Source organism: Halomonas sp., from assembly GCF_041689495.1.
GTDB lineage: Bacteria > Pseudomonadota > Gammaproteobacteria > Pseudomonadales > Halomonadaceae > Halomonas.
Genome location: NZ_JBDNGD010000179.1, coordinates 1 through 20,325, shown reverse-complemented (window position 1 = coordinate 20,325; position 20,325 = coordinate 1). Strand labels below are relative to the sequence as shown.

The window sequence follows — 20,325 nt, the reverse complement described above, 5'->3', positions numbered from 1 at the left end:
GAATTATGCCACCAAATCGCGGCTTGGCAAGATCAGCGCGATCAAATCCAAGCCAAGGTGAACTGGCAATTCACCGCGCACGATGCGCGCATTAAACTCAAACGACTTTATCCGACGTTTGATGCGTGACGTGACACTAGCCTCTTGACGCGCCACACGACAGGAACGACTCGCCATGCATGGGCCATGACGGAATAGCCATCCTGCAATAGAAAACAAAGGGCCCCGCCACCGGTCTTCGGTAGCGGGGCCCTTATCGGCCTGAAGAACGATCAGAACCGGTAGCGCACGCCCAGACTTGCGGCATCGAAGGTAGCCTCGGAGGTATCCAGATAGCGCATGTAGTCGGCACCGACGGCCAGGTTGGGCGCCACGTCGAACTCGGCACCCGCGCCATAAGATACATCGCTGTCATCACCGGAATCGAAATCGACCTCGGTGCCGCCCAGCAGACCGAAGATCCGGAATTCCTGGGAGATCGGCAGGATACCCTTGGCGTAGATACCCGCCAGGGACTTCAGATCAGCCGAGCCATCCGAGCCACCGGTACCGAGATGCCCTTCCACGGCGAAGTAGTCGTTGAACTGGATGCCACCGTTCAGCCGCAAACCGACGCTGTCAAGGCTGTTGCCGCTGTCCGGATTGATTTCCCAGAACATGGCGTCAGCACCGACATAGGGCTGCATCACCATGGGTTGCTGGGCCTGGGCAGTCGTGACGGCACAGGCGGCGATCAAGGCAGAAGTCAACGCGGTAATCGTCAGACGTTTCATGACATCCTCCTTATTAATGAACACTGTTTCCTAACACCGATAAGTGTGGTCTCTCTCCACCGGACTAGCAAGGGCACAATGTGCAATTATGCGCCGTATCTCGTCGCAGGACAGCGACAGTTGGAATCGGACGAATTGCCACTACAGGCAGTCCAGCAATGGGCAAACCAGACTCAGGGGCGCTTCGAGAGGCCCAGCAGCAGAATACCGCCCATGACCATGGCACTGCCGATGAGCTGGGTGGCCGAGAGCACTTGTCCCAGAACCAGATAGCCCATCACCAGCGCCGCCACTGGCTCCATGTTCATGGCCGGCGCGTTGCGGGCCATATCAAGCCGCGGCACACAGATGAACAGGGTCGAGAAGGCGATGGCATAGAGTAATCCCAAGGCCATGAGCCCCGCCCAACCGGAAGGTGACCCCGGCAGGTTCATACCACCCGGCATCAGGCCCATCCCACCGGCGGCAAGCATGACCACCAGCACCGTCATCATGGCCAGCAGGCTTCTCAGGGTGCTGCCGACATCGCTGAGTCGATGCTCGGTGATCCACAGCGCCATGGAGAAGGCGGCAGCCGCACCCAGCCCGAAACCGACACCCGCCAACCAGTCCGGCCCCATGGCGGACGGGCTGGACAACCAGGTGGGCACGTCGAGTACCACCACCAGACCCGTCAGGATGATTGCCATGATCAGTATCGCCCGTCCGGTCGGACGCGGCCCGCCCAGAACCCAGGTCAGAAGCGCCAGCTGGATCGGAAAGGTATTCATCAACAGCAGCGCCACTACCACGGGAATACGCGCAACGGCCGAGTAGAGACAGAGGCTCTGTACCGCGATCAGCAGCCCCACCAGCAGCTGCCAGGGCCGCGTCGCTACAGGCAGCGACAGCCGCTTGCGCTGCACCACGATCAGGCAAGCCAGCACCACGAGTGCCACGCTGGAACGCAGCAGGATGGCCAGCAGCAGGCCCGTCCCTTCGTCGAAGGCGACTCGCGCAGCCACATGGTTGCCGGCGAACATGGTTGCCAACCCCATCAGCAGCATGACGGCCAGGGGGCGAGGAAAGGAGGTCGAGGCCGACGAGGCGGCAGAGTGGGCGGACGACATGGGGCAGCTTCCGTGCAGGATCGGTGCGACAAGGAGATCGTCCCGACCATGATCATCGCGGGGATCGGGAAGGGCCAAGAGCCTCACCCATGGTAGACTAAAGTACGAATTTTAATAGACGGCACCGAGACGTCTCGATGTGACACGCTTTGCCGCTGACTGCCCCTGAAGAATGCCGCGAGCAATGCTCGAGGCGATCCGCCAACGCCTGGGAGAGCTTCCCCGATGACAGCATCCGACAACCGTCGTGCACCACAGGTATTGCTGCTGGTCCCCACCAGCGAAGGCGCGGGCCTGACCTCAGCCTGTCTGGGGCTGATCCGGGCGCTGGATGCCATCGGCCTCAAGGCCGGCTTCTTCAAGCCGCTGCGCCAGGACGAACTCAACGGGGAAGGTCCCGACCACTCCACAGCCATGGTCGCCAATACCCTGGGCCTGCATCCTCCCGAGCCTCTTTCGCAGGAACGGATGGAGCGTCTGTTGCGGGATGATCGCCTCGATACCCTGATGGAAGAGGTAGTGGCACTTCAGGACCAGGCCCTGCAGCACCCTTCTCGGAACCCACAGGAACTGCTTGTCGTCGAGGGGCTCGTCCCCACCCACCATACGACCTACTCGACGCAGATCAACACCCAACTGGCCCATGCCCTTAATGCCCGTATCATCCTGGTGGGAACCGGTGACATGGCCGACCCCGGGGAAATGGCGGAGCAGCTGGAAATTCATGCCAGGGTCTTCGGAGGTCTCAGCTCGTCGCGCACCCTGGGCTGCATCCTGATGCGCGCCAGAAACCTGTCCAATGGCAAGGATCACGCGGGACTGGCACCCGGAACGGTCACCCCGCTGCTCGACGAAGCCCAGGTCGATGCCCTGCAACGCTACGTCCCCTCCCTGGCCACGGACCGCTTCCAGCTGATCGGCGTCGTGCCTTATTCGGAGGCACTCAACGCTCCACGGGTACTGGATGTCGCAAGGGCCCTGGATGCTCGATTCCTGAACCAGGGAGACGCGGACCAGCGACGCGTGATGTCCACCAGTCTCTGTGCCCGCAGCGCGGCCAATGCCCTGCATATCTTCCGTCCCGGAAGTCTGATCGTAACCTCCGGCGATCGCGACGATGTTGTGCTGGCCACGGCACTGGCCACCATGAATGGCATCCCCCTGTCGGGGGTGCTGTTGACCAACGGCTACCTGCCCGGCGACAACATGATCGAGATGTGCCGCCCGGCACTGAACACCGGCCTGCCGGTACTTTCCGTGGACAGCAACAGCTTCACCACCGCGCAGAAACTCGGCCAGATGGGCAACGAAATCCCGGTGGATGACAACCAGCGAGCCGAGAGAGTCGCCGGCTTTGTCGCCGCCCACATCGACCTGAAATGGCTCAGGGATCATCTCAGTCAGGGCTATGTCCATCACCTCTCGCCCTCGGCCTTTCGCCACCAGCTGGTCAAGAGAGCCCAGCAGGCCGACAAGCGCATCGTGCTACCCGAAGGCACCGAGCCTCGTACCCTGGAAGCCGCCGCCATCTGCCAGCGACGTGGCATCGCTCGCTGCGTATTGCTCGGCAAGCGCAAGGAGATCGAGCAGGTCGCCCGTAACCACGGTATCGCCCTACCCGAAGGGCTCGAGATCATCGACCCGGACAGCCACCGAAAACGCTATGTGCAAGCCATGGTAGAACGACGGTCCGGCAAGCTGAACAGACTGACCGCCAATGCCCAGCTTCACGACACGATGGTTCTGGGTACCATGATGCTGCAGCTCGACGAAGTCGATGGCTTGGTCTCGGGAGCGGTGCATACTACCGCCAACACGGTTCGCCCGGCCTTCCAACTGATCAAGACCGCATCCGACTACCGCCTGGTGTCATCGATCTTCTTCATGCTGCTTCCCGAACAGGTGGTGGTCTACGGAGACTGTGCGATCAATCCGGATCCCGATGCCGAGGCCCTGGCCGAGATCGCCCTGCAGAGCGCGAGGTCTGCCAAGGCCTTCGGAATCGAGCCGAGGGTGGCCATGATCAGCTACTCCACAGGGGATTCCGGCGAGGGGGTCGACGTGGAAAAGGTGCGCCTGGCCACCCGCATCGCCCGTGAGCGAGACCCCGACCTGTGCATCGATGGTCCCATGCAATACGATGCCGCCGCCATCGAGAGCGTGGGTCGTCAGAAGGCCCCGGAATCTCCGGTGGCGGGCCGGGCCACGGTATTCGTCTTCCCCGATCTCAATACCGGCAACACCACCTACAAGGCCGTGCAGCGCAGCGCCCAGGTGGCCAGCGTCGGGCCAATGTTGCAGGGCCTAAACAAGCCGGTGAACGACCTTTCCCGCGGCGCCCTGCTCGACGACATCGTCTATACCATTGCCCTGACCGCCATCCAGGCCGACCAGGGGCAGACCGGCATCGGGCAAGACTAAACCCCGGACGCTGGCCCTCTGGAGGCAACTCGAGAGCCGCCTGGCTATGGCCGCCGCCGTCGATTCGGCCTATCCTCTCGGTTCGTAATGACAATCAGTCTAGTTGGCTACCAACACGGAGAACGAAATGGCCGGTTTGTTACCCGATGTCGACCCCGAGGGTCTGCTGGAATATTCGGTGGTCTACACCGACCGTGCGCTGAATCACATGTCGGCGCGTTTTCAGGGCGTGATGCGAGAGGTCTCCGCCACGCTCAAGAGTGTCTATCATGCCCACAGCGCCGTGATCGTGCCGGGCAGCGGCACCTTTGGCATGGAGGCCGTCGCCCGACAGTTCGCCACCGACCGACATTGCCTGGTGATCCGCAACGGCTGGTTCAGTTACCGCTGGAGCCAGATCCTCGAGATGGGTCGCATTACCCCGCATATCAACGTGCTGAAGGCCCGGCGTCTCGACGATACCGATCCCGCCTCGCCCTTCACTCCCCCGCCCATTGAGGAAGTCCTCGAGTCGATTCGTTTCAATCAGCCCGACGTGGTGTTTCTCCCCCATGTGGAGACGTCGTCTGGAATGCTGTTGCCGAACGACTACCTGCGTCAGGTCGCCGAGGCCATCCATGAACTGGGCGGGCTCGTGGTTCTGGACTGCATCGCCTCCGGCGCCCTCTGGGTGGACATGCAGGACATCGGCATCGACATGCTGGTCAGCGCCCCGCAGAAGGGATGGAGCGCCTCTCCCTGCTGCGGCATGGTGATGCTCTCGCATCAGGCACGGGAGATCATCGAGGAGACCACCAGCACCAGTTTCGCCTGCGACCTGAAGAAGTGGCTGTCGATCATGGAAACTTACGAGAAAGGTGGCCATGCCTACCACGCCACTCTCCCCACCGATGGCCTGGTGATGCTGCGCGACGTGATGAGGGAAATCGAGGCCTATGGCCTGGAAAAGGTCCAGGAAGAACAATGGGAACTCGGCCGGCGGGTCAGAGCCATGCTCGCGGAACACGGCTTTGCCAGTGTTGCCGCCAACGGCTTCGAGGCACCGGGCGTGGTCGTCAGCTACAGCGATGATCCGCAACTCGTCTCTCGCTTCGCCGAGGCGGGCGTCCAGGTCGCCGCCGGCGTGCCGTTGATGTGTGACGAGGGCGAGGCGTTCAAGACATTCCGCATCGGCCTGTTCGGCCTCGACAAGCTCCACGACATCGAGCGCAGCCTTGCCAACCTCGAGAACGCCCTGCGCCGGGTGGAAGCTAGCCAGGAAAACTGAGAACTCTCGGCGAGCCAGGGCGACCCGACAGGGTCGCCCTCAAGCGTCGATGGCCGGCTCGATCCAGGAGAGGCCTCAGAACTCTGAAATGCCCCGTGGCGTGATCCCCAGATGATTGTCGACGGACTTGACCCCGGGAATATTCTCGGCAGCTACCTGGGCGGCCAGTTTCTCCTCCTGTCCGGTCACCAGGCCCCAGAGCTGGACATCACCGTCAGTCACGATGACATTTACCCGGTAGGCCAGCACACCGCTATGGTCCTCGATTTCCTTGATGACAGCCGCGCGGATCTCACGATCATCGGCAGGCACCGTCGTATCGGTTGTCGTGACCGAGAAGCCTCTGAGCAGGTCGGCGCGACTCACGATACCCACCAGCTTCCCCTTCCTGACCACCGGCACTCGCTTGATTCCATGCTTCTCGAGCAGGGCGGCGATATGGTAGAGGGGCTCGTCCTCCTCGATGGTGATTGGATCAGGGGTCATGATCTCGCCGGCCTTGCGACCATGCGACTTGACGTAGTCGACGGGATTATTGCCTGACAGCCATTTCAGCCACCAGGACTTGTGCTTGTCCCCCTCGCTTTCCACACGACGCATCAGGTCGCCCTCGCTGACGATACCGAGCACCTGATCATCGTCATCCACCACTGGCACCGCGCTGATCTTGTGCTCCACCAGCAGGCTGGCGATCTCCTGGACCTCGGCCTGGGGAGTCACGCTGATGACATTGGGGGTCATGACGTCGATGGCTTGCATAATGGTCTCTCCTTGAAATCCCTTAAGATGACATGTCAATGATCAGTCTAGCCTAGCATCTCGTTATCGGATGGCCTGCTGATAGGAAGCATAGCAAGGAGATGCTGCTCCTGCCTTGATCCTCGGCAGGTTATGGCAATTCAACGCCAACGGGGCGGCTGACAGGCGTCTCCCCGACTCATGATGCCGCCGGGGAGGCCCCGCGAGCACTGGTATCGCCTTCGGGGTCGGCGATTCCGGCTTCCCCGGGCTCGCGACCGCTGGCATCCCGAGACTCGGCCCCCTCGCCTGTGCCATCGAGTCGACCGCCCCCCTGCCCCTCCATGCTGACACTGAGACGCGGGATCCCGAGGTCCATTTCCTGGGCTTCAAGACGCTGCTTGAGCAGCAGGTTGAAGTCGCGGGCGACGTCCCACTGCATCTCGGGAGCGGTACGAAAGCGCATCCGCAGGATCGGACAGCCCTCCTCGAAGGCATGGATACCCTGCATCTCCAGTGGCGACCAGATGTGGTGGCGCATCATCGGGTCCTGGCGCAGTTCCAGAGCGGTTTCCTGCATGAGGGTGATGGCATCATCGATCTTCATGTCGAAGGGAATCCGGATCTTCATCAGGGCGATGCCGAACTGCCGCGACATGTTGTGGATCGACTCGATGCGACTGAAGGTGATGATGTGCACGACAGCATCGAGGTCACGAAGCCGCACGGTGCGCAGGGTGAGTCCCTCGACGGTGCCGATGTGGCCATTGATACGGACGAAGTCGTCGACCGCCAGGGAATCCTCGATCAGGATGAAGATGCCGGTGATCAGGTCCTGTACCAGGGTCTGGGCCCCGAAGCCGACGGCCAGGCCGATCACCCCGGCACCGGCCAGCAGCGGTGTGACATTCACCCCCAGGTTGGCCAGCCCGACGATCGCGGCGATGACCACGATCGTCACGAAGATCACATTGCGGATCATCGGCGTGATGGTCTGGGCACGGGCCTGGTTGATGCGTCGACCACGGGAACGGGCCGTGGTCGTCAAGGCGCGATTGATGGCAGTGTCGGCGAAGATCCAGGCCAGCCAGGCCAGCAATACCGTAAGGCCGATACCCAGCAGCGCCTGGCCGATACGGGCACTGGCCACCCCCTGCTGGCCGATGCCGAGAAGCGAGCCACCCCAGACCTGTAGCGACAGTTCCACGAACACCAGCCAGGACACCACATGGGAAAGGGTATAACCGAAACGCTCGAGGCGCTTGCGGTAGTCACTGAGCCCCCGCTGCTTGATGCGACGCTCGGCCTGTCGCCGGATCAGGCCGGTGACAACAAGCGTCAGCACCAGCAAGGCGGCCGAGATGATCGAGCGGGCCAGGGCCGTGCCCACATTGCCGACACTGACGAAGATCGCCAACAGGGAACCGCCCACCAGCAGAAGTGCCGGGATGTGCCAGAGCCTGCCGATCACCCTGATGATCTCTGCCGAACCACCGCTGTGGCGTCGATGCAGGTAGGGCCGATTGCGAATCAGGTGCTTGATGGGGCGCTTGAAGCGCAGTATGAAGCGGCCACTGATCATTGCCGCCAGCATATTGGCCAGTACTGACAGCAAGCTCGCCAGCTCGCTGCCGATCATCTCGCTGAGACGGGAAGAATTGAACGCATCTCCCAGCGCCACCAGGGCACCGATCACGAAAAGCGGCCTCAGTGCCTGCTGCTGCAGAATCAGCACGGCAATGAAGCGGTGCCCCCGCGCAAACACCGAGACGAAGGTCTCCACCACCACCGAGAGGGTGCGCCCGCAGAGCGAGACATAAGCCACCACAAGTGCCATGGCGCGACCGGGACTCTCGGGGACCAGCTGCGCGATACCCAGCACCAGTGCAAAGGCCAGGGCCCAGGGCAGCATGCGGCGGAAGAAATGCATGACCAGCAACCAGGCGGGAGGATCCCGCGGCAGATCGAGGGGCCAATGTCGGCGCTTGGCCAGCAAGCGCCCCAAGGCGATCAGGATGACCAGCAGGCCCATCCAGATCCCGAGCAATACCGCCGCCTCGATCAGGAACCGCACCAGTTCGACATTGCCCGTCTCACCGACGAGGTTGCCGAAATCCTGCCAGCCCTGACGCAACTGCTGACGCCAATGATTCATGGGGGAATCGCCGGCATCGACCTGGTCTCCCAGGTTGTTGATGGTTTCCGCAAGAGCACCCAGCAGGCCCTGCCCGGGAGGTACCGTCCCCGAATCGGCGGCCTCTTCATGGGCGGCCTGTATCCCCCGGAGATCCTCCAGCAGGGCGCTACGACGGTCCGCATCCTCCAGGGTGGTGATGACCCGATCCAGGGATTCCTGGAAGGCCTGGGGATCATGTGATGTCTCGCCGGAAGACGGCGTGGAGACTATCCCCGGCAGGCTCAGCTGCTGGGCCTGAACCGGCAAGGCCAGCAAGCCTGCCACTATGCCTATCGCTATCAGCATCCAGAGACACAGCGAGGCCCGCATTGCCAGTGCAATACGCTCGGCCGATATCGGGATGAGTGGGTGCAACTTGGGCAACATCGGGTCTCCACATTGGTCGTAGAAAAGGGCATCCAGCTGCCCCGGGTCTATATGATAGGCTGACGCACTCCCTTGCAACGCACAGGATGCCGTCATGACGCCGATACCGCCACCCGAACCCCTCAATCCCGAGGGGAAGGCTCGATCCGTCGGGGTGGAAATCGAGTTTGCCGGGCTGCCACCGAATGACACCGCCGAGCTGGTTCGTGAGCTTTTCGGTGGCAAGGTAGCAATGATCAGCGCGCACCGGATCAAGGTCAGCGAGACCCGGTGGGGCGATTTCATGATCGAGCTCGACACCCAGTATGCCCATCCTGACGACGAGGTGATGAATACCGGCCCCCTTGACGATACCGAATGGGGGCGTGAACGGCACCAGATGAAGGTCGATTTCCACACCCGTACCCGGGAGCTGATTGGTGACGTTGTCACCGGCCTGGTTCCCACGGAGATCGTCTGCCCCCCCGTTCCCTGGGACGAACTGGACGACCTCGACGCCCTCTTCAAGGCACTGCGTGACCATGGGGCCAAGGGGACCGACGACAGTCTGCTGTATGGCTTCGGCCTGCACCTCAACCCGGAAGTCTCGAGCACCGAGGTCGGTGATATCCTCGACCACCTGCGTGCCTATATGCTGACGGCCGAATGGTTACGCGAGCAGATCGACGTGAACATCACCCGGGAAGTCCTCCCCCACGCCAATCCCTTTCCCAATGCCTATGCACTGAAGATCCTCGACCCGGACTATTCACCGGACCTCGACACCCTGATCGGCGACTATCTGGAGTACAATCCGACCCGAAACCGCGAGTTGGACATGTTCCCGCTGTTCGCGCACCTGCGTCCCGACTATCCCCACCCGATCTTCAGGGACAGACTGGTCAAGCCCCGTCCGACTTTCCACTACCGGCTGCCCGATGCGCGGCTTTCCGAGGCGAGCTGGGGCTCAGTAGTCGAGTGGAACCGCTGGCTGGAAGTGGAACGGCTCGCGGCCGACAAGACCGCCCTTGCCGAACGCGCTACCGGCTATGTCACCAAGCACACCCAATCACACACGACTCGCTGGCTGCAGAAACTCAAGAGCTGGATGGGGGAAGCGTGAGTCGCCAACTTCGTCCGCTTATCGGCATCACCACCTCGGATGACAAGAGCCATATCGCCTGGCTCTTCGACTGGTTCGCCGTCTGGCGCCATGGCGGACAGCCCTTGAGGCTGTCTCCGTCGCGCCCCGCTCCCGAGATGCTCGACGGCCTGATCATCGGGGGTGGCGACGACATCCAGGCCCACCTCTACGCGGCCGAGGTCCAGATCGAGGTGCGTGTCGATCCCCAGCGAGACGAGCTCGAGCTGGAATTGCTAGAACGTTTCATCCCCCGGCAAACACCCGTGCTGGGCATCTGCCGTGGCGCCCAATTGATCAATGTCCACCTTGGCGGCACCCTTGACCCGGACATCTACACCACCCATGAGGGACTCAAGCGTCGCCGCACGGTACTCCCCCGCAAGACCGTGGATATCGTGGGTGACAGCCAGCTGCATCGCATCCTCAGGGTGAGCTGGTGTCGCATCAACAGCCTCCACCACCAGGCCGTGCAGAAAGCCGGGCGATCCATCGACATCGTTGCGCGGGACCGCGACGGCCTGGTGCAGGGTATCGAATCACGGGACCACGACTTCCTCATCGGCGTTCAGTGGCACCCCGAGTGGCTGATCTTCAATCGCCCTCAGCAGCGCCTGATCCACGCCCTGGTCGAGGCAGCCCGCCGTCACGGCGAGGAGAACGGCCTTCAGAAATGACGACGGCCACCCGAAGGTGGCCGTCCTGGACAGGCGATCACGCCACGCCATCAGTTCTCCAGGCTGGCATCCAGGGTGATCTCGGCATTGAACAGCTTGGACACCGGACAGCCCGCCTTGGCCTTCTCCGCGGCATCCTCAAAGCTCGCCTTGTCGGCACCGGGAATCCTGGCCCGGGTCACCAGATGGATGGCGGGGATGCTGAAGCCGCCCTCGTCCTCGGCCAGGGTTACCGTGGCCTGGGTGTCGATACTCTCGGGCTCCAGGCCGGCTTCGCCGAGAATCATCGACAGCGCCATGGAATAGCAGCTGGCATGGGCGGCACCGATGAGTTCCTCGGGGTTGCTGCCTTCCTGACCCTCGAAACGCTGACGGAAGTCATAGGGCGTGTTCTTGAGGACACCACTCTCGGTTGAGACCGTTCCCTTGCCTTTCTTGAGGCTGCCTTCCCAGCGAGCGGAGGCTGTCTTGGTAATGCTCATATATCACTCCTTGCGATTATCGGACGTATTGGAGTCATTATGGCCGTATCGCTGAATTTCAACCCAGGGCGGCCAGGGCGGCGTCGTAGTCGGGCTCATCCTTGATCTCGGGAACCAACTGGCTGTGGATCACCTTGTCCTGTTCGTCGAGCACCACCACGGCCCGGGCACAGAGGCCGTCCATGGGTCCGCTGCACAGCGCCACACCCCAGTTTTCACGAAAGTCCGGCGACCGGAAGGTCGACAGGGTTTCCACGCTATCCAACCCTTCGGCGCCACAGAAACGCTTGGCAGCGAAGGGCAGGTCTGCCGACACCACCAGCACCACGGTGTTGTCCATCTTCGAGGCGAGTTCATTGAACCGGCGGGTGGACATGGCACAGGTCGGCGTATCCACGCTGGGAATGATGTTGAGCACCTTGCGCTTGCCGGCCCAGGTGGCCAGGGTCACATCTTCCATATCCGGGTTGGTGAGGGTCAGCGGCGGCGGCGCCTGGCCGACTGCCGGAAGGTCACCAGCGACATCCACGGGGGTACCGGCGCGGTTTACCTGCTTCATGCAAACTCCTTAGTTTGATTAAAGTTGATTTCATTAACATCAGTGTCAGGCAAGTTTAGTATCATGCAAGTTGATGGCTATCAGGGGAACATAGAGCTTACAGAGTCACCCGAATTCGGGCCACAGGACATTCCCCCCTGGCTATGGCGCCCCATCCCGCAGGGCCGACAACGCCTCACCCAGCGAGTCGCCGCCCAGGCGACGCATCTCGACGATATTGCGCTCCGGGATCGCCTCAGGGTCGGGGTAATGCGCCAGCGCCTCCTCCAGATTCGCCTCGCGCAGCAGGTGCAGCATGGGCCAGGGAGAGCGATTGGTGAAATTGGCCGCGTCCTCCGGCTCTGCATTCTCGAAGCAGTAGTCGGGATGAAAGCTGGCCAGCTGGTAGATTCCCTCGTACCCCTGCTGGGCCAGCAGGGCCTCGGCAACGGCCAGCAGGTCGAGATAGTCGTCGAAGTCCTCCACACCGGGCACCAGCACCAGCAGGGTGGTCTCGACGTCCGGTGTGGCATCCAGATGGCGACATTCATCGACCAGGGTGAGCAGGGCCGACTCCCAGTCACTGGCGTTTACCTCGCGAAGGCGAATGGTGTCACGGGACAGCTCGCGACCGGCGAAGGGGCAGACATCCCGGGCGACAACGAAGTCCTCGACCCAGACGCGGGTCGCGGAGAGCGAGTAAAAGGGTGCGGTCATGGTGAGGCTCGATCAAGGAGAGTAACTCCATGGTCGGCCTCTGCCAGACGGATTGCAAAGCCAGCATGGCTGTCGCAGCATGATAGTCGCTCCGTCCCGCCATCGCCTGCCAACATCCAGAGGATCGCCATGACCGCCTCAGACCTGCCCCGGGTCCGACTCCCGTCGACCTCGTTTACGCCCGCCTGCGACCTGCCCGCCATCGGCCAGGGGACCTGGTTCATGGGCGAGGGACTCGCGCCACGCCAGGACGAGGTACGCGCCCTCCAGCAGGGCCTCGACCTGGGCCTGACGGTGATCGACACCGCCGAGATGTATGCCGATGGCGGCGCCGAGGAAGTGGTGGGCGAGGCGCTTGCCGGACGTCGCGACGACGCCTTCCTGGTGTCCAAGGTCTATCCCTGGAATGCCGGACGCGGCAGTGCCATCGCGGCCTGCGAGCGCAGCCTGGCACGGCTGAAGACGGACCATCTGGACCTCTACCTGCTGCATTGGCCGGGCAGCATCCCCCTGGAGGAGACCCTGGAAGACTTCGAGCGGCTGCGCGAGAGCGGCAAGATCCGCCGCTTCGGCGTCTCCAACTTCGACGTGGACGATCTCGCCTCGCTCCTCGAGCTACCCGGGGGCAATGATTGTGCCGTCAATCAGGTGCTCTACCACCTGGGCTCGCGGGGGATCGAACACTCGCTGCTGCCCCGGCAGCGGCGCCACGGCATCCCGACCATGGCCTATTGCCCTCTGGCCCAGGCCGGCACCCTGCGTCGTGAGTTGCTGACGAATCCTGCCGTGCTGGACCTGGCAGACTCGCTGGACATCACGCCCGCCCAGTTGCTGCTCGCCTGGGCGATCCACCCGGTCGACGACCGCCGCGATGTCATTGCCATTCCCAAGGCCGTGCAACCCGAGCACGTCGAGCAGAATGCTGCCGCCCTCAAGGTACGGCTCGACGATGATTCCCTGGCCCGCCTGGACGCCGCCTTCCCGCCCCCGGCCAACAAGCTACCCCTGGATATCGTCTAGGTCCTTGATGCTGAAACTGATCCATACCGCCGACTGGCACCTGGGCCAGAGCTTCCATGGTCAGGAGCGCCACGCCGAGCATCGGGCCTTCCTGACCTGGCTGCTCGATACCCTGGCCCAGCGCCATGCCGACGCCCTGCTGGTGGCCGGCGACATCTTCGATGTGGTCAACCCCTCGCTGCGTGCCCAGGAATTGCTCTATGACTTCATCGTCAGTGCCCACGAGCGCCTTCCTATGCTCGATATCGTGCTGATCGCCGGCAATCACGACAGCGGCAACCGCATCGAGCTGCCCGCCCCGCTGATGCGCCGGCTGCGCACCCACGCCCTGGGCCGGGTGAGCTGGCTCGACGACGGCACCCTGGACGCCGAACACCTGCTGGTCCCGCTGACCGACGAGGACGGCGAAACCCGCGCCTGGTGCCTGGCACTGCCCTTCCTGCGCCCCGCCGAGGTCACAGGTGCCGCGCTGGCAAGCGAGGAGACCAACGAAGAGGCCCCGAACGACTATGTCACCGGCATCAGCCGGGTCCACACCCAACTGATCGAGGCCGCCCATATCCGGCGCCGGCCCGACCAGGCGCTGGTAGCGATGAGCCATGCCCACCTGCACGGCGCGGCCGTTTCCGAGGCCAGCGAGCGCCCCATCGTGATCGGCGGTGAGGAGTCGATCTCCGCCGCCCTCTTCCCGCCGGAGATCGCCTACGTGGCGCTTGGGCACCTGCATCGTGCCCAGCAGGTCGGCGAGGCGCGCATCCGCTACAGCGGAAGCCCCCTGCCGCTAGACTTCAGCGAGGTGGCCTACCCCCACCAGGTGGTGGAAGTGACCCTCGACGGCGAAGCGCTGGCCGCAGCGGAGGCGATCCCCGTGCCGCGCCCGGTGGGCATGCTGCGTATCGGCCCCGGGCCGCTCGACGAGGTGCTGGTTGAGCTCCGCGCGCTGGACGACGATGCGGCGCTGGAACGCGAGCGCTGGCCATGGCTGGAGGTGCGCGTCGAACTCGAGGCGCCGATTCCCGACCTGCGCGCCCGGGTAGAGGCAGCCCTCAAGGACAAGGCGCTGCGCCTGCTGCGCCTGGAACGCCGCCTGCCACGAGTCGAAGGTGAGGAGACGCCGGCGCGGGTCGACCTGGAGACCCTCGGCCCACGCAAGCTATTCGAGCTCACCTGGCAGCAATGCTGGGGCGAGCCGCCGGGCGCGGACGTGCTGGACGACTTCGACCGGCTACGCCAGGAGGTGATGGACGCCGACGACGATACCGCCGGGGAGGGCCACCCATGAGGATCCTCGCCCTGCGCCTGGAGAACCTGGCCTCCCTCCCCGGCCCGCTGGAGCTCGACTTCACCGAAGCCCCGCTGCGCGACGCCGGGCTGTTCGCCATTACCGGCCCCACCGGCGCCGGCAAGAGCACCCTGCTCGATGCCCTCTGCCTGGCGCTCTACGGCGGCACGCCGCGGCTGCGCCAGGCGCCGAACCGCGACAGCCAGATCGACGACACCCCGGACTCCACCCTGACGACCAACGACCCGCGCACCCTGCTGCGTCGCGGTACCGCCGCCGGCTTCGCCGAGGTGGACTTCCTGGGCCGCGACGGGCGCCGCTACCGCGCCCGCTGGGCGGTACGCCGTGCCAGAGAGAAGGTCGGTGGCAAGCTGCAGAAGGCCGAACAGTCGCTGCGCGACCTCGACGACGACCGCCTGCTCACCACCCAGAAGCGCGAGTTCGACCGCCTGCTGCCGGAACGCCTGGGACTCACCTTCGACCAGTTCACCCGCGCCGTACTGCTCGCCCAGAGCGAGTTCGCCGCCTTCCTCCAGGCCGACGACAACGAACGCAGCGACCTGCTCGAGCGCCTCACCGGCACCGCCGAGTACTCGGCGATCTCCATGGCGGCGTACCGCCGCGCCAGCGAGGCCAGGAAGGTCGTGGACGCCCTGGAAACGAGGCTCGCCGACGACCTGCCCGCCGAGCCCGAGGCCCGTACCGAGCTGGAGGGCGCTGCCGAGGCCACCCGGCAAGCACTCACTCACCTGCAGGCCGAGGCGGAATCGCTCAAGGCGCAGAGCCGCTGGCACGATGACGATGCCCGCCTGCACGATGCCTATCGCCAGGGCCTGACGCAGCAGCAGACAGCCGAAGCAGAGTGGCAAGCGCTCGCTGACCTGCGTGCCGACCGCGAATGGCGTCGACTGATCGCCCCGCGGCGCCACGCCCTCACCCGCCGGGCCGAGCTCCCCGGTGAGATATCGGGCCTGGAGGCGACCCACGCCGAGACCGTGAAGGCGCGGGAGGCTGCCAGCGCCGAGCAGCAGGCGTCGGATACCGCCAGGGAGCAGACCGAGCAGGCGCTGAGCGAGGCCAGCGACTCGCGCCGCCGGGCCGAGCCCGAACTGCGCGAGGCCCGCAACGAGGCCCAGCGCCTCGCTACCCTGGAGAAGCAGCTCGCCGACCTGGAGGCGGCCCGCACCCGGCAGCAGACGCAGGCCGACGCCCTTGCCCGAGAGCAGCGCGAGGCCACTGAGGCCCAGCAGGCCCGAGAGCGGCAGCGCGACGACTGGCAGGCAACCCTCAAGCGGCTGCTGGGCGCTCACCCACACCTCGATGGCGCCCGCCAGGCCGCCCAGCGGGACCATGACCAGGCCGCCCATCACCACCTGGCCCTGGGCGAGCTGGCCAGCCGCTGGCAGGAACATGGCCGCGCGGAGCAGGCCCGGCACCGGCTGGCCCACCAGGTCACCGACGACCAGACCCGCCGGGACACGCTGCTGGCCGAGGGCCAGGAGGCCCGCCAGCGTCTCGATCACACCCAGCGTCACCTCGATAGCGTTTCCGCCCTGATCGAGCGCAGCCGCGCCGTGCGCAGCGAGAGCGTGGCGCGGCTGCGCGAAGCCCTCCAGGAAGGGGAACCCTGCCCGGTGTGCGGCGGCCTCGACCACCCCTGGCGGCAGCAACCGCCGACGACACCCGAGGCCGCTCAACTCGCCGCCCAGCAGGCCGAGGAGGAGGAGCAACTCGCCGAGGCCCGGCAGGCCCGCGACACGGACCAGCGGCAGCGCGATGAGCTACTGGGCGAGTACCACGCCGTGGAGGCCGCACTCACTCGGCACGGGCAGGACCTGAAAGCGGCCGAGCGGCAACGGGACACGGCCCGCCAGGCCCTTGAGGCGCAACCCCTGCATGAAGAACTCGACGCCATCATCGAACCCGAGCGCGAACGCTGGCTGCAGGCCCAGCGCGAGCAGAGCGACAACCGGCGCCGGCAAGAGCGCCAGCGCCTGGATGAACTGGCTCGGGCCGAGGCCGAGCTGGCCCCGCTGGAACAGGCGCAGCAGGATGGCCGGATAGCGCTGGCGCGGCTGGATACCAAGAAGACAGGTGCCGATAGGCAACTGGCCGAAATGGACGAGCAACTGCCGCCCCTGCGCGAGCAGCGCAACGAGTTCACCCACCGGCTCGCCGCCCGGCTCGGCGAGTACGTCTCACCGGATGCCTGGCAGCAGCAGCTCGACGCGCGACAGGAGAGCGCCCGCCAGGCGCGAGACAGCGCCCAAGCGCGGCTGCACGAAGCACAGCGAGAGCACCAGCGCTTCGCCCAGCAGGCGGAGCACGAGGCCAGGCGGCTCGAGCAGCTGCGCAAGGAGCAGGAGACCCTGGCCCGCGAGCTGTCCGACTGGCGCCAGACGCACCCCGAGTTGGATGATGCCACCCTGGCGAGGCTGCTGGCCCAGCCGGAGGACGCAGCCCGCATCGAGGAACGGCGGATCGAGACGGCCGACCAGGCCCGCCAACGCGCCGCCGCCACCCTGGCCGAACGGCGCGACGCCCTGCTGCGCCACCGAAGTGACCAGGGGCTGATCGAGGACGACCACCACGAGGCGCTGCTGGGCGACGCCGTGGCCGACGAGCTTCACCGCCGCCGTGAGGCCCTGAGCGAGGCCCAGGCAGACCTGGCGCCCCGCCTGGACGAGGCCCAGCTGGCCCGAGACAGCGCCGCCTTCACCCTGAGCGATGACGACCGCAAACGCCAACGCCGCAAGGCCGGCCAGGCCGAGCTGGAAGCCGCCCAGGCCGAGCACCGCCGCTGGGGCCAGATCAGCGAGCTGATCGGCTCCGCCGACGGCAAGGCCTTCCGGCGAATCGCCCAGGCCTACAACCTGGAGCAGCTGCTGGAGCACACCAACACCCATCTCGCCGGCCTCAGCCGCCGCTACCGGCTGGTGCGCGGCGGCAGCCCCCTGGGCCTGCTGGTGGTGGACGTTGATATGGGCGACGAACGCCGCTCGGTGCACTCCCTCTCCGGCGGCGAGACCTTCCTGGTCTCGCTCGCCCTCGCCCTGGGGCTCGCCTCCATGGCGTCCGGCGAGCTCACCATCGAGTCACTCTTTATCGACGAAGGCTTCGGCAGCCTCGACCCGCAGTCGCTAGCCTTGGCCATGGAGGCCCTGGACGGCCTGCAGGCGCTGGGCCGCCGCGTGGGGGTGATCTCTCACGTGCAGGAGATGCACGAACGCATCCCGGTGCAGATCCAGGTGGAGCCGCTGGGCAACGGCACCAGCCGAGCGAGGCTGGTGAGTGTTTGAAGGATTCGAGTCGTTCGAGTGATCTCAGAGGCACCGTAGCCGTTGCAGTGCAAGGCGGCGTAAAGACCATCTGCGTGACGCGGATGGTTAGTCGGGGTTCAGCATGAAAGCACGAAACTCGCGCTCTTCTCTCATCACATAAAGTATCAACACTCGGTTTCCATCTTCTCGATAGAAGACTCGACACGGAGACACCACCACCTCTCTGTAGACCGATTCTGGCAATTCCGGCGGTATACGCCCCGATTTCGGAAAATCTTCCAGGCGTTCGATATGACTAAAAATCTCGTTGACGAGACGGCTGGCAGCCAGCGGATTATCCAGGGCAATGTACTCGGCTATGGCATCCAGTTCCAGAAGGGCTGGTTCCGTCCAGATTATGTCAGCCATTTACTCATGTTCTCCCTGGCCTCTGATTGGCTGAAAATTTTCCCCTCAAGAACAGCCCGTTCTCCGCGCGAGAGTCCCTCCAGAAGCCCCAGTTGGCGCTGCATAAGCTCATAGTCCTGAACGTCAACCAGATAGGCTGATGGCTGGCCATGCTCGGTAATCAACACCGGCTCTTTCGACACATGCAGATCCGCCAGGATTTTTGTCGCCTGACGTTTGAGGCTAGTCACGAGCTCGACTTTCATGAGGATCACCCTGAACGCAATGTATAGTGGCACTATAGTATCACTTTTCGCTCAGGGGCAATCCCTGCTAACCGTGATCAGAAAGCCCCCAATTCACCCTGCTTGGCAACAGGCGCCTCCAGCCTGATGGCAACGCCATTACAGAGCATCGACCAGGATTGCCCATTCACATCAAGTACTATATTCTGTACTGTACATAAAGCAGTACAGGTATCTTCCATGGACGCCATCAGCTATACCGCCGCCCGCAGCCACCTGGCCAAGACGATGCAACAGGTCTGCGACGACCACGCGCCTATCACCATCACCCGCAGCAAGGCCCAATCGGTGGTGATGATCTCGTTGGAAGACTACGAAGCCCTGCAGGAAACCGCCTACCTGCTGCGCTCGCCGAAGAACGCCAGGCGCCTGCTCGAATCCATCGCACAGCTTGAGGAAGGTGGAGGGCAGGAGCGGGAGCTTATCGAGGAATGAAGCACACCTTCTCCGAGCACGCCTGGGAGGAATACCTCCACTGGCAGAAGACCGACAAGAAAGTGCTGCGCCGGATCAACCAGTTGATCAAGGAGATCCAGCGCACGCCATTCGAGGGGATCGGCAAACCGGAACCGCTCAAGCACGGCCTGGCAGGCTACTGGTCCCGGCGCATCAACGACGAGCACCGCCTGGTCTACAAGATCACCGAGGATGCTATGTTGATCGCACAGCTGCGCTACCACTACTGAGCCCGCGGCCTTACGTTCCTCGGAGTAGCGAGGCATGAGTGTCTCCTTTCGCCCCCTGATCGGTTTGTATGAACAGGGTATCAGAGGCACGCCACTCATCCTGATACTGGGATCACTGACACCCAGGGCTTTGCAACTCCTTGACGGAAAACGATTTCTTCTTCACGCCACCGACAAGGGCATTCATGGTTTGAAAAATACCGGATCCACCTATTCAATGGTAATCTTCATCATATGGTCACGGATTACGCTTGAATAGGGATCACCAATGGCAGCAAATAATATACCGCGTCATATCGGTTTCATTCCGGATGGAAATCGCCGCTGGGCTGTCGACCGCGGCCTACCGAAAGAGGCTGGATATGCTTTTGGTATCGATCCAGGATTGTTGCTGTATGAGAAATGCAAGGAACGCGGAATCGCGGAACTTTCCATCTATTGCTTTACCCAGGATAATACCAAGCGGCCTTCCATTCAGAAACAGGCATTCAGCGAGGCCAGCGTTGCATTCGCTTTTGAAATTGCGCGTCGTGGCGCAGCCCTGCTGGTTGTTGGTGATGAGACCTCGGCGCAATTTCCTGAGGAGTTAAAAGAATTCCGGCAGCGCCAGGGCAGTGGAATGAAAGTAAATCTACTCGTCAATTATGGCTGGGAATGGGATCTGGCCGGCCTTAAAAAGGATGGCCTGCGCTCAGATGAAGTGTCACGTCTTGACTTGATTGTGCGCTGGGGAGGGGGGCGGCGCTTGAGCGGCTTTCTTCCAGTGCAATCCGTTTACGCGGATTTTTATGTCCGTGACGAATATTGGCCAGATTACCAGCCACAGCATTTTGAACAGGCACTCGCTTGGTTTAAGAAACAGGACAAGACACTCGGCGGGTAATGCAACATTTAAAGCGTCAGAAAAACATCCGGTCACAACTGCCACACTGTAACAACCCCCTTGTTGCTCTCGGCCT

At 63.5% G+C, this 20,325-nt stretch carries 19 protein-coding genes and 1 pseudogene; 11 read left to right on the top strand and 9 right to left on the bottom strand.

What is annotated here, in order from left to right:
• A pseudogene (locus ACESMD_RS06210) lies at positions 1–129 on the top strand (IS630 family transposase); the annotation flags it as partial.
• Between the two features lie 143 nt (positions 130–272).
• Here the strand turns inward: ACESMD_RS06210 and ACESMD_RS06205 are convergent.
• Together ACESMD_RS06205 and ACESMD_RS06200 are read right to left on the bottom strand one after the other, a co-directional pair.
• Complete coding sequence (locus tag ACESMD_RS06205; RefSeq protein WP_372611340.1) at positions 273–773, bottom strand: porin family protein; 501 nt, start codon at positions 771–773, stop codon at positions 273–275.
• A gap of 173 nt (positions 774–946) precedes the next feature.
• Complete coding sequence (locus ACESMD_RS06200; RefSeq protein WP_372611338.1) at positions 947–1,882, bottom strand: DMT family transporter; 936 nt, start codon at positions 1,880–1,882, stop codon at positions 947–949.
• A gap of 225 nt (positions 1,883–2,107) precedes the next feature.
• Between ACESMD_RS06200 and pta the strand changes: the two genes are divergently transcribed.
• Positions 2,108–4,303: a phosphate acetyltransferase gene (gene pta, locus ACESMD_RS06195; RefSeq protein WP_372611336.1), complete on the top strand. Its 2,196-nt coding sequence runs from the start codon at positions 2,108–2,110 to the stop codon at positions 4,301–4,303.
• Positions 4,304–4,430: 127 nt separating this feature from the next.
• A complete protein-coding gene (locus ACESMD_RS06190) occupies positions 4,431–5,570 on the top strand; it encodes an aminotransferase class V-fold PLP-dependent enzyme (protein ID WP_372611334.1) in 1,140 nt (379 codons plus the stop codon).
• A gap of 75 nt (positions 5,571–5,645) precedes the next feature.
• On the opposite strand, the gene ACESMD_RS06185 is transcribed toward ACESMD_RS06190, so the two are convergent.
• Positions 5,646–6,329 carry a CBS domain-containing protein gene (locus ACESMD_RS06185; protein WP_372611332.1) on the bottom strand — a complete coding sequence of 228 codons (684 nt, stop codon included), beginning with the start codon at positions 6,327–6,329 and terminating at the stop codon, positions 5,646–5,648.
• Between the two features lie 178 nt (positions 6,330–6,507).
• Entirely contained in the window at positions 6,508–8,790 is a 2,283-nt protein-coding gene (locus ACESMD_RS06180; RefSeq protein WP_372611344.1) for a mechanosensitive ion channel domain-containing protein, read from the bottom strand.
• Between the two features lie 175 nt (positions 8,791–8,965).
• On the opposite strand from ACESMD_RS06180, the gene ACESMD_RS06175 reads away from it, so the two are divergent.
• Positions 8,966–9,973: an amidoligase family protein gene (locus tag ACESMD_RS06175; protein ID WP_372611330.1), complete on the top strand. Its 1,008-nt coding sequence runs from the start codon at positions 8,966–8,968 to the stop codon at positions 9,971–9,973.
• A complete protein-coding gene (locus tag ACESMD_RS06170) occupies positions 9,970–10,668 on the top strand; it encodes a gamma-glutamyl-gamma-aminobutyrate hydrolase family protein (protein ID WP_372611328.1) in 699 nt (232 codons plus the stop codon). Before ACESMD_RS06175 ends, ACESMD_RS06170 begins: the two co-directional genes overlap by 4 nt.
• 50 nt (positions 10,669–10,718) lie before the next feature.
• Here ACESMD_RS06170 and ACESMD_RS06165 read toward each other — a convergent pair whose 3' ends face one another.
• The 3 genes from ACESMD_RS06165 to ACESMD_RS06155 form a co-directional block, all read right to left on the bottom strand.
• Entirely contained in the window at positions 10,719–11,150 is a 432-nt protein-coding gene (locus ACESMD_RS06165) for an OsmC family protein (RefSeq protein WP_372611326.1), read from the bottom strand.
• Positions 11,151–11,208: 58 nt separating this feature from the next.
• Complete coding sequence (tpx, locus tag ACESMD_RS06160; RefSeq protein ID WP_372611324.1) at positions 11,209–11,709, bottom strand: thiol peroxidase; 501 nt, start codon at positions 11,707–11,709, stop codon at positions 11,209–11,211.
• A 141-nt stretch (positions 11,710–11,850) separates the two neighbouring features.
• Positions 11,851–12,405, bottom strand: a complete 555-nt coding sequence (locus ACESMD_RS06155; protein WP_372611322.1) for a DUF1415 domain-containing protein — start codon at positions 12,403–12,405, stop codon at positions 11,851–11,853.
• Between the two features lie 129 nt (positions 12,406–12,534).
• On the opposite strand from ACESMD_RS06155, the gene ACESMD_RS06150 reads away from it, so the two are divergent.
• The 3 genes from ACESMD_RS06150 to ACESMD_RS06140 are packed head-to-tail and all read left to right on the top strand — an operon-like array spanning position 12,535 to position 18,006.
• On the top strand, positions 12,535–13,425 hold the full coding sequence (locus ACESMD_RS06150; protein ID WP_372611320.1) for an aldo/keto reductase: 891 nt from the start codon (positions 12,535–12,537) through the stop codon (positions 13,423–13,425).
• Between the two features lie 7 nt (positions 13,426–13,432).
• Positions 13,433–14,707, top strand: coding sequence for an exonuclease SbcCD subunit D (locus ACESMD_RS06145; RefSeq protein WP_372611342.1), 1,275 nt, complete (start codon positions 13,433–13,435; stop codon positions 14,705–14,707).
• Positions 14,704–18,006, top strand: a complete 3,303-nt coding sequence (locus tag ACESMD_RS06140; RefSeq protein ID WP_372611318.1) for an AAA family ATPase — start codon at positions 14,704–14,706, stop codon at positions 18,004–18,006. The genes ACESMD_RS06145 and ACESMD_RS06140 overlap by 4 nt, the downstream gene beginning before the upstream one ends.
• Before the next feature lie 87 nt (positions 18,007–18,093).
• Here ACESMD_RS06140 and ACESMD_RS06135 read toward each other — a convergent pair whose 3' ends face one another.
• Complete coding sequence (locus tag ACESMD_RS06135) at positions 18,094–18,396, bottom strand: type II toxin-antitoxin system RelE/ParE family toxin (RefSeq protein ID WP_372611316.1); 303 nt, start codon at positions 18,394–18,396, stop codon at positions 18,094–18,096.
• Complete coding sequence (locus ACESMD_RS06130; protein ID WP_372611314.1) at positions 18,384–18,641, bottom strand: type II toxin-antitoxin system Phd/YefM family antitoxin; 258 nt, start codon at positions 18,639–18,641, stop codon at positions 18,384–18,386. The genes ACESMD_RS06135 and ACESMD_RS06130 overlap by 13 nt, the downstream gene beginning before the upstream one ends.
• Before the next feature lie 219 nt (positions 18,642–18,860).
• Here ACESMD_RS06130 and ACESMD_RS06125 point away from each other — a divergent pair, with 219 nt between their 5' ends.
• The 3 genes from ACESMD_RS06125 to ACESMD_RS06115 all read left to right on the top strand — a co-directional run bounded on the left by ACESMD_RS06125 (position 18,861) and on the right by ACESMD_RS06115 (position 20,249).
• On the top strand, positions 18,861–19,115 hold the full coding sequence (locus tag ACESMD_RS06125) for a type II toxin-antitoxin system Phd/YefM family antitoxin (protein ID WP_372611312.1): 255 nt from the start codon (positions 18,861–18,863) through the stop codon (positions 19,113–19,115).
• The gene (locus ACESMD_RS06120) at positions 19,112–19,366 is read left to right on the top strand and encodes a Txe/YoeB family addiction module toxin (RefSeq protein WP_372611310.1); all 255 of its coding nucleotides are present in this window, start codon (positions 19,112–19,114) and stop codon (positions 19,364–19,366) included. The genes ACESMD_RS06125 and ACESMD_RS06120 overlap by 4 nt, the downstream gene beginning before the upstream one ends.
• A gap of 268 nt (positions 19,367–19,634) precedes the next feature.
• Positions 19,635–20,249, top strand: a complete 615-nt coding sequence (locus ACESMD_RS06115) for an undecaprenyl diphosphate synthase family protein (protein WP_372611308.1) — start codon at positions 19,635–19,637, stop codon at positions 20,247–20,249.
• The last annotated feature ends 76 nt before the right edge of the window (positions 20,250–20,325 follow it).

What these genes read in the sequence shown, in the direction of transcription:
- ACESMD_RS06205 (WP_372611340.1), bottom strand. Translation starts at nt 773, where the DNA reads ATGAAACGTCTGACGATTACCGCGTTGACTTCTGCCTTGATCGCCGCC.
- ACESMD_RS06200 (WP_372611338.1), bottom strand. Translation starts at nt 1,882, where the DNA reads ATGTCGTCCGCCCACTCTGCCGCCTCGTCGGCCTCGACCTCCTTTCCT.
- pta (WP_372611336.1), top strand. Translation starts at nt 2,108, where the DNA reads ATGACAGCATCCGACAACCGTCGTGCACCACAGGTATTGCTGCTGGTC.
- ACESMD_RS06190 (WP_372611334.1), top strand. Translation starts at nt 4,431, where the DNA reads ATGGCCGGTTTGTTACCCGATGTCGACCCCGAGGGTCTGCTGGAATAT.
- ACESMD_RS06185 (WP_372611332.1), bottom strand. Translation starts at nt 6,329, where the DNA reads ATGCAAGCCATCGACGTCATGACCCCCAATGTCATCAGCGTGACTCCC.
- ACESMD_RS06180 (WP_372611344.1), bottom strand. Translation starts at nt 8,790, where the DNA reads ATGCTGATAGCGATAGGCATAGTGGCAGGCTTGCTGGCCTTGCCGGTT.
- ACESMD_RS06175 (WP_372611330.1), top strand. Translation starts at nt 8,966, where the DNA reads ATGACGCCGATACCGCCACCCGAACCCCTCAATCCCGAGGGGAAGGCT.
- ACESMD_RS06165 (WP_372611326.1), bottom strand. Translation starts at nt 11,150, where the DNA reads ATGAGCATTACCAAGACAGCCTCCGCTCGCTGGGAAGGCAGCCTCAAG.
- tpx (WP_372611324.1), bottom strand. Translation starts at nt 11,709, where the DNA reads ATGAAGCAGGTAAACCGCGCCGGTACCCCCGTGGATGTCGCTGGTGAC.
- ACESMD_RS06155 (WP_372611322.1), bottom strand. Translation starts at nt 12,405, where the DNA reads ATGACCGCACCCTTTTACTCGCTCTCCGCGACCCGCGTCTGGGTCGAG.
- ACESMD_RS06150 (WP_372611320.1), top strand. Translation starts at nt 12,535, where the DNA reads ATGACCGCCTCAGACCTGCCCCGGGTCCGACTCCCGTCGACCTCGTTT.
- ACESMD_RS06145 (WP_372611342.1), top strand. Translation starts at nt 13,433, where the DNA reads ATGCTGAAACTGATCCATACCGCCGACTGGCACCTGGGCCAGAGCTTC.
- ACESMD_RS06140 (WP_372611318.1), top strand. Translation starts at nt 14,704, where the DNA reads ATGAGGATCCTCGCCCTGCGCCTGGAGAACCTGGCCTCCCTCCCCGGC.
- ACESMD_RS06135 (WP_372611316.1), bottom strand. Translation starts at nt 18,396, where the DNA reads ATGGCTGACATAATCTGGACGGAACCAGCCCTTCTGGAACTGGATGCC.
- ACESMD_RS06130 (WP_372611314.1), bottom strand. Translation starts at nt 18,641, where the DNA reads ATGAAAGTCGAGCTCGTGACTAGCCTCAAACGTCAGGCGACAAAAATC.
- ACESMD_RS06125 (WP_372611312.1), top strand. Translation starts at nt 18,861, where the DNA reads ATGGACGCCATCAGCTATACCGCCGCCCGCAGCCACCTGGCCAAGACG.
- ACESMD_RS06120 (WP_372611310.1), top strand. Translation starts at nt 19,112, where the DNA reads ATGAAGCACACCTTCTCCGAGCACGCCTGGGAGGAATACCTCCACTGG.
- ACESMD_RS06115 (WP_372611308.1), top strand. Translation starts at nt 19,635, where the DNA reads ATGGCAGCAAATAATATACCGCGTCATATCGGTTTCATTCCGGATGGA.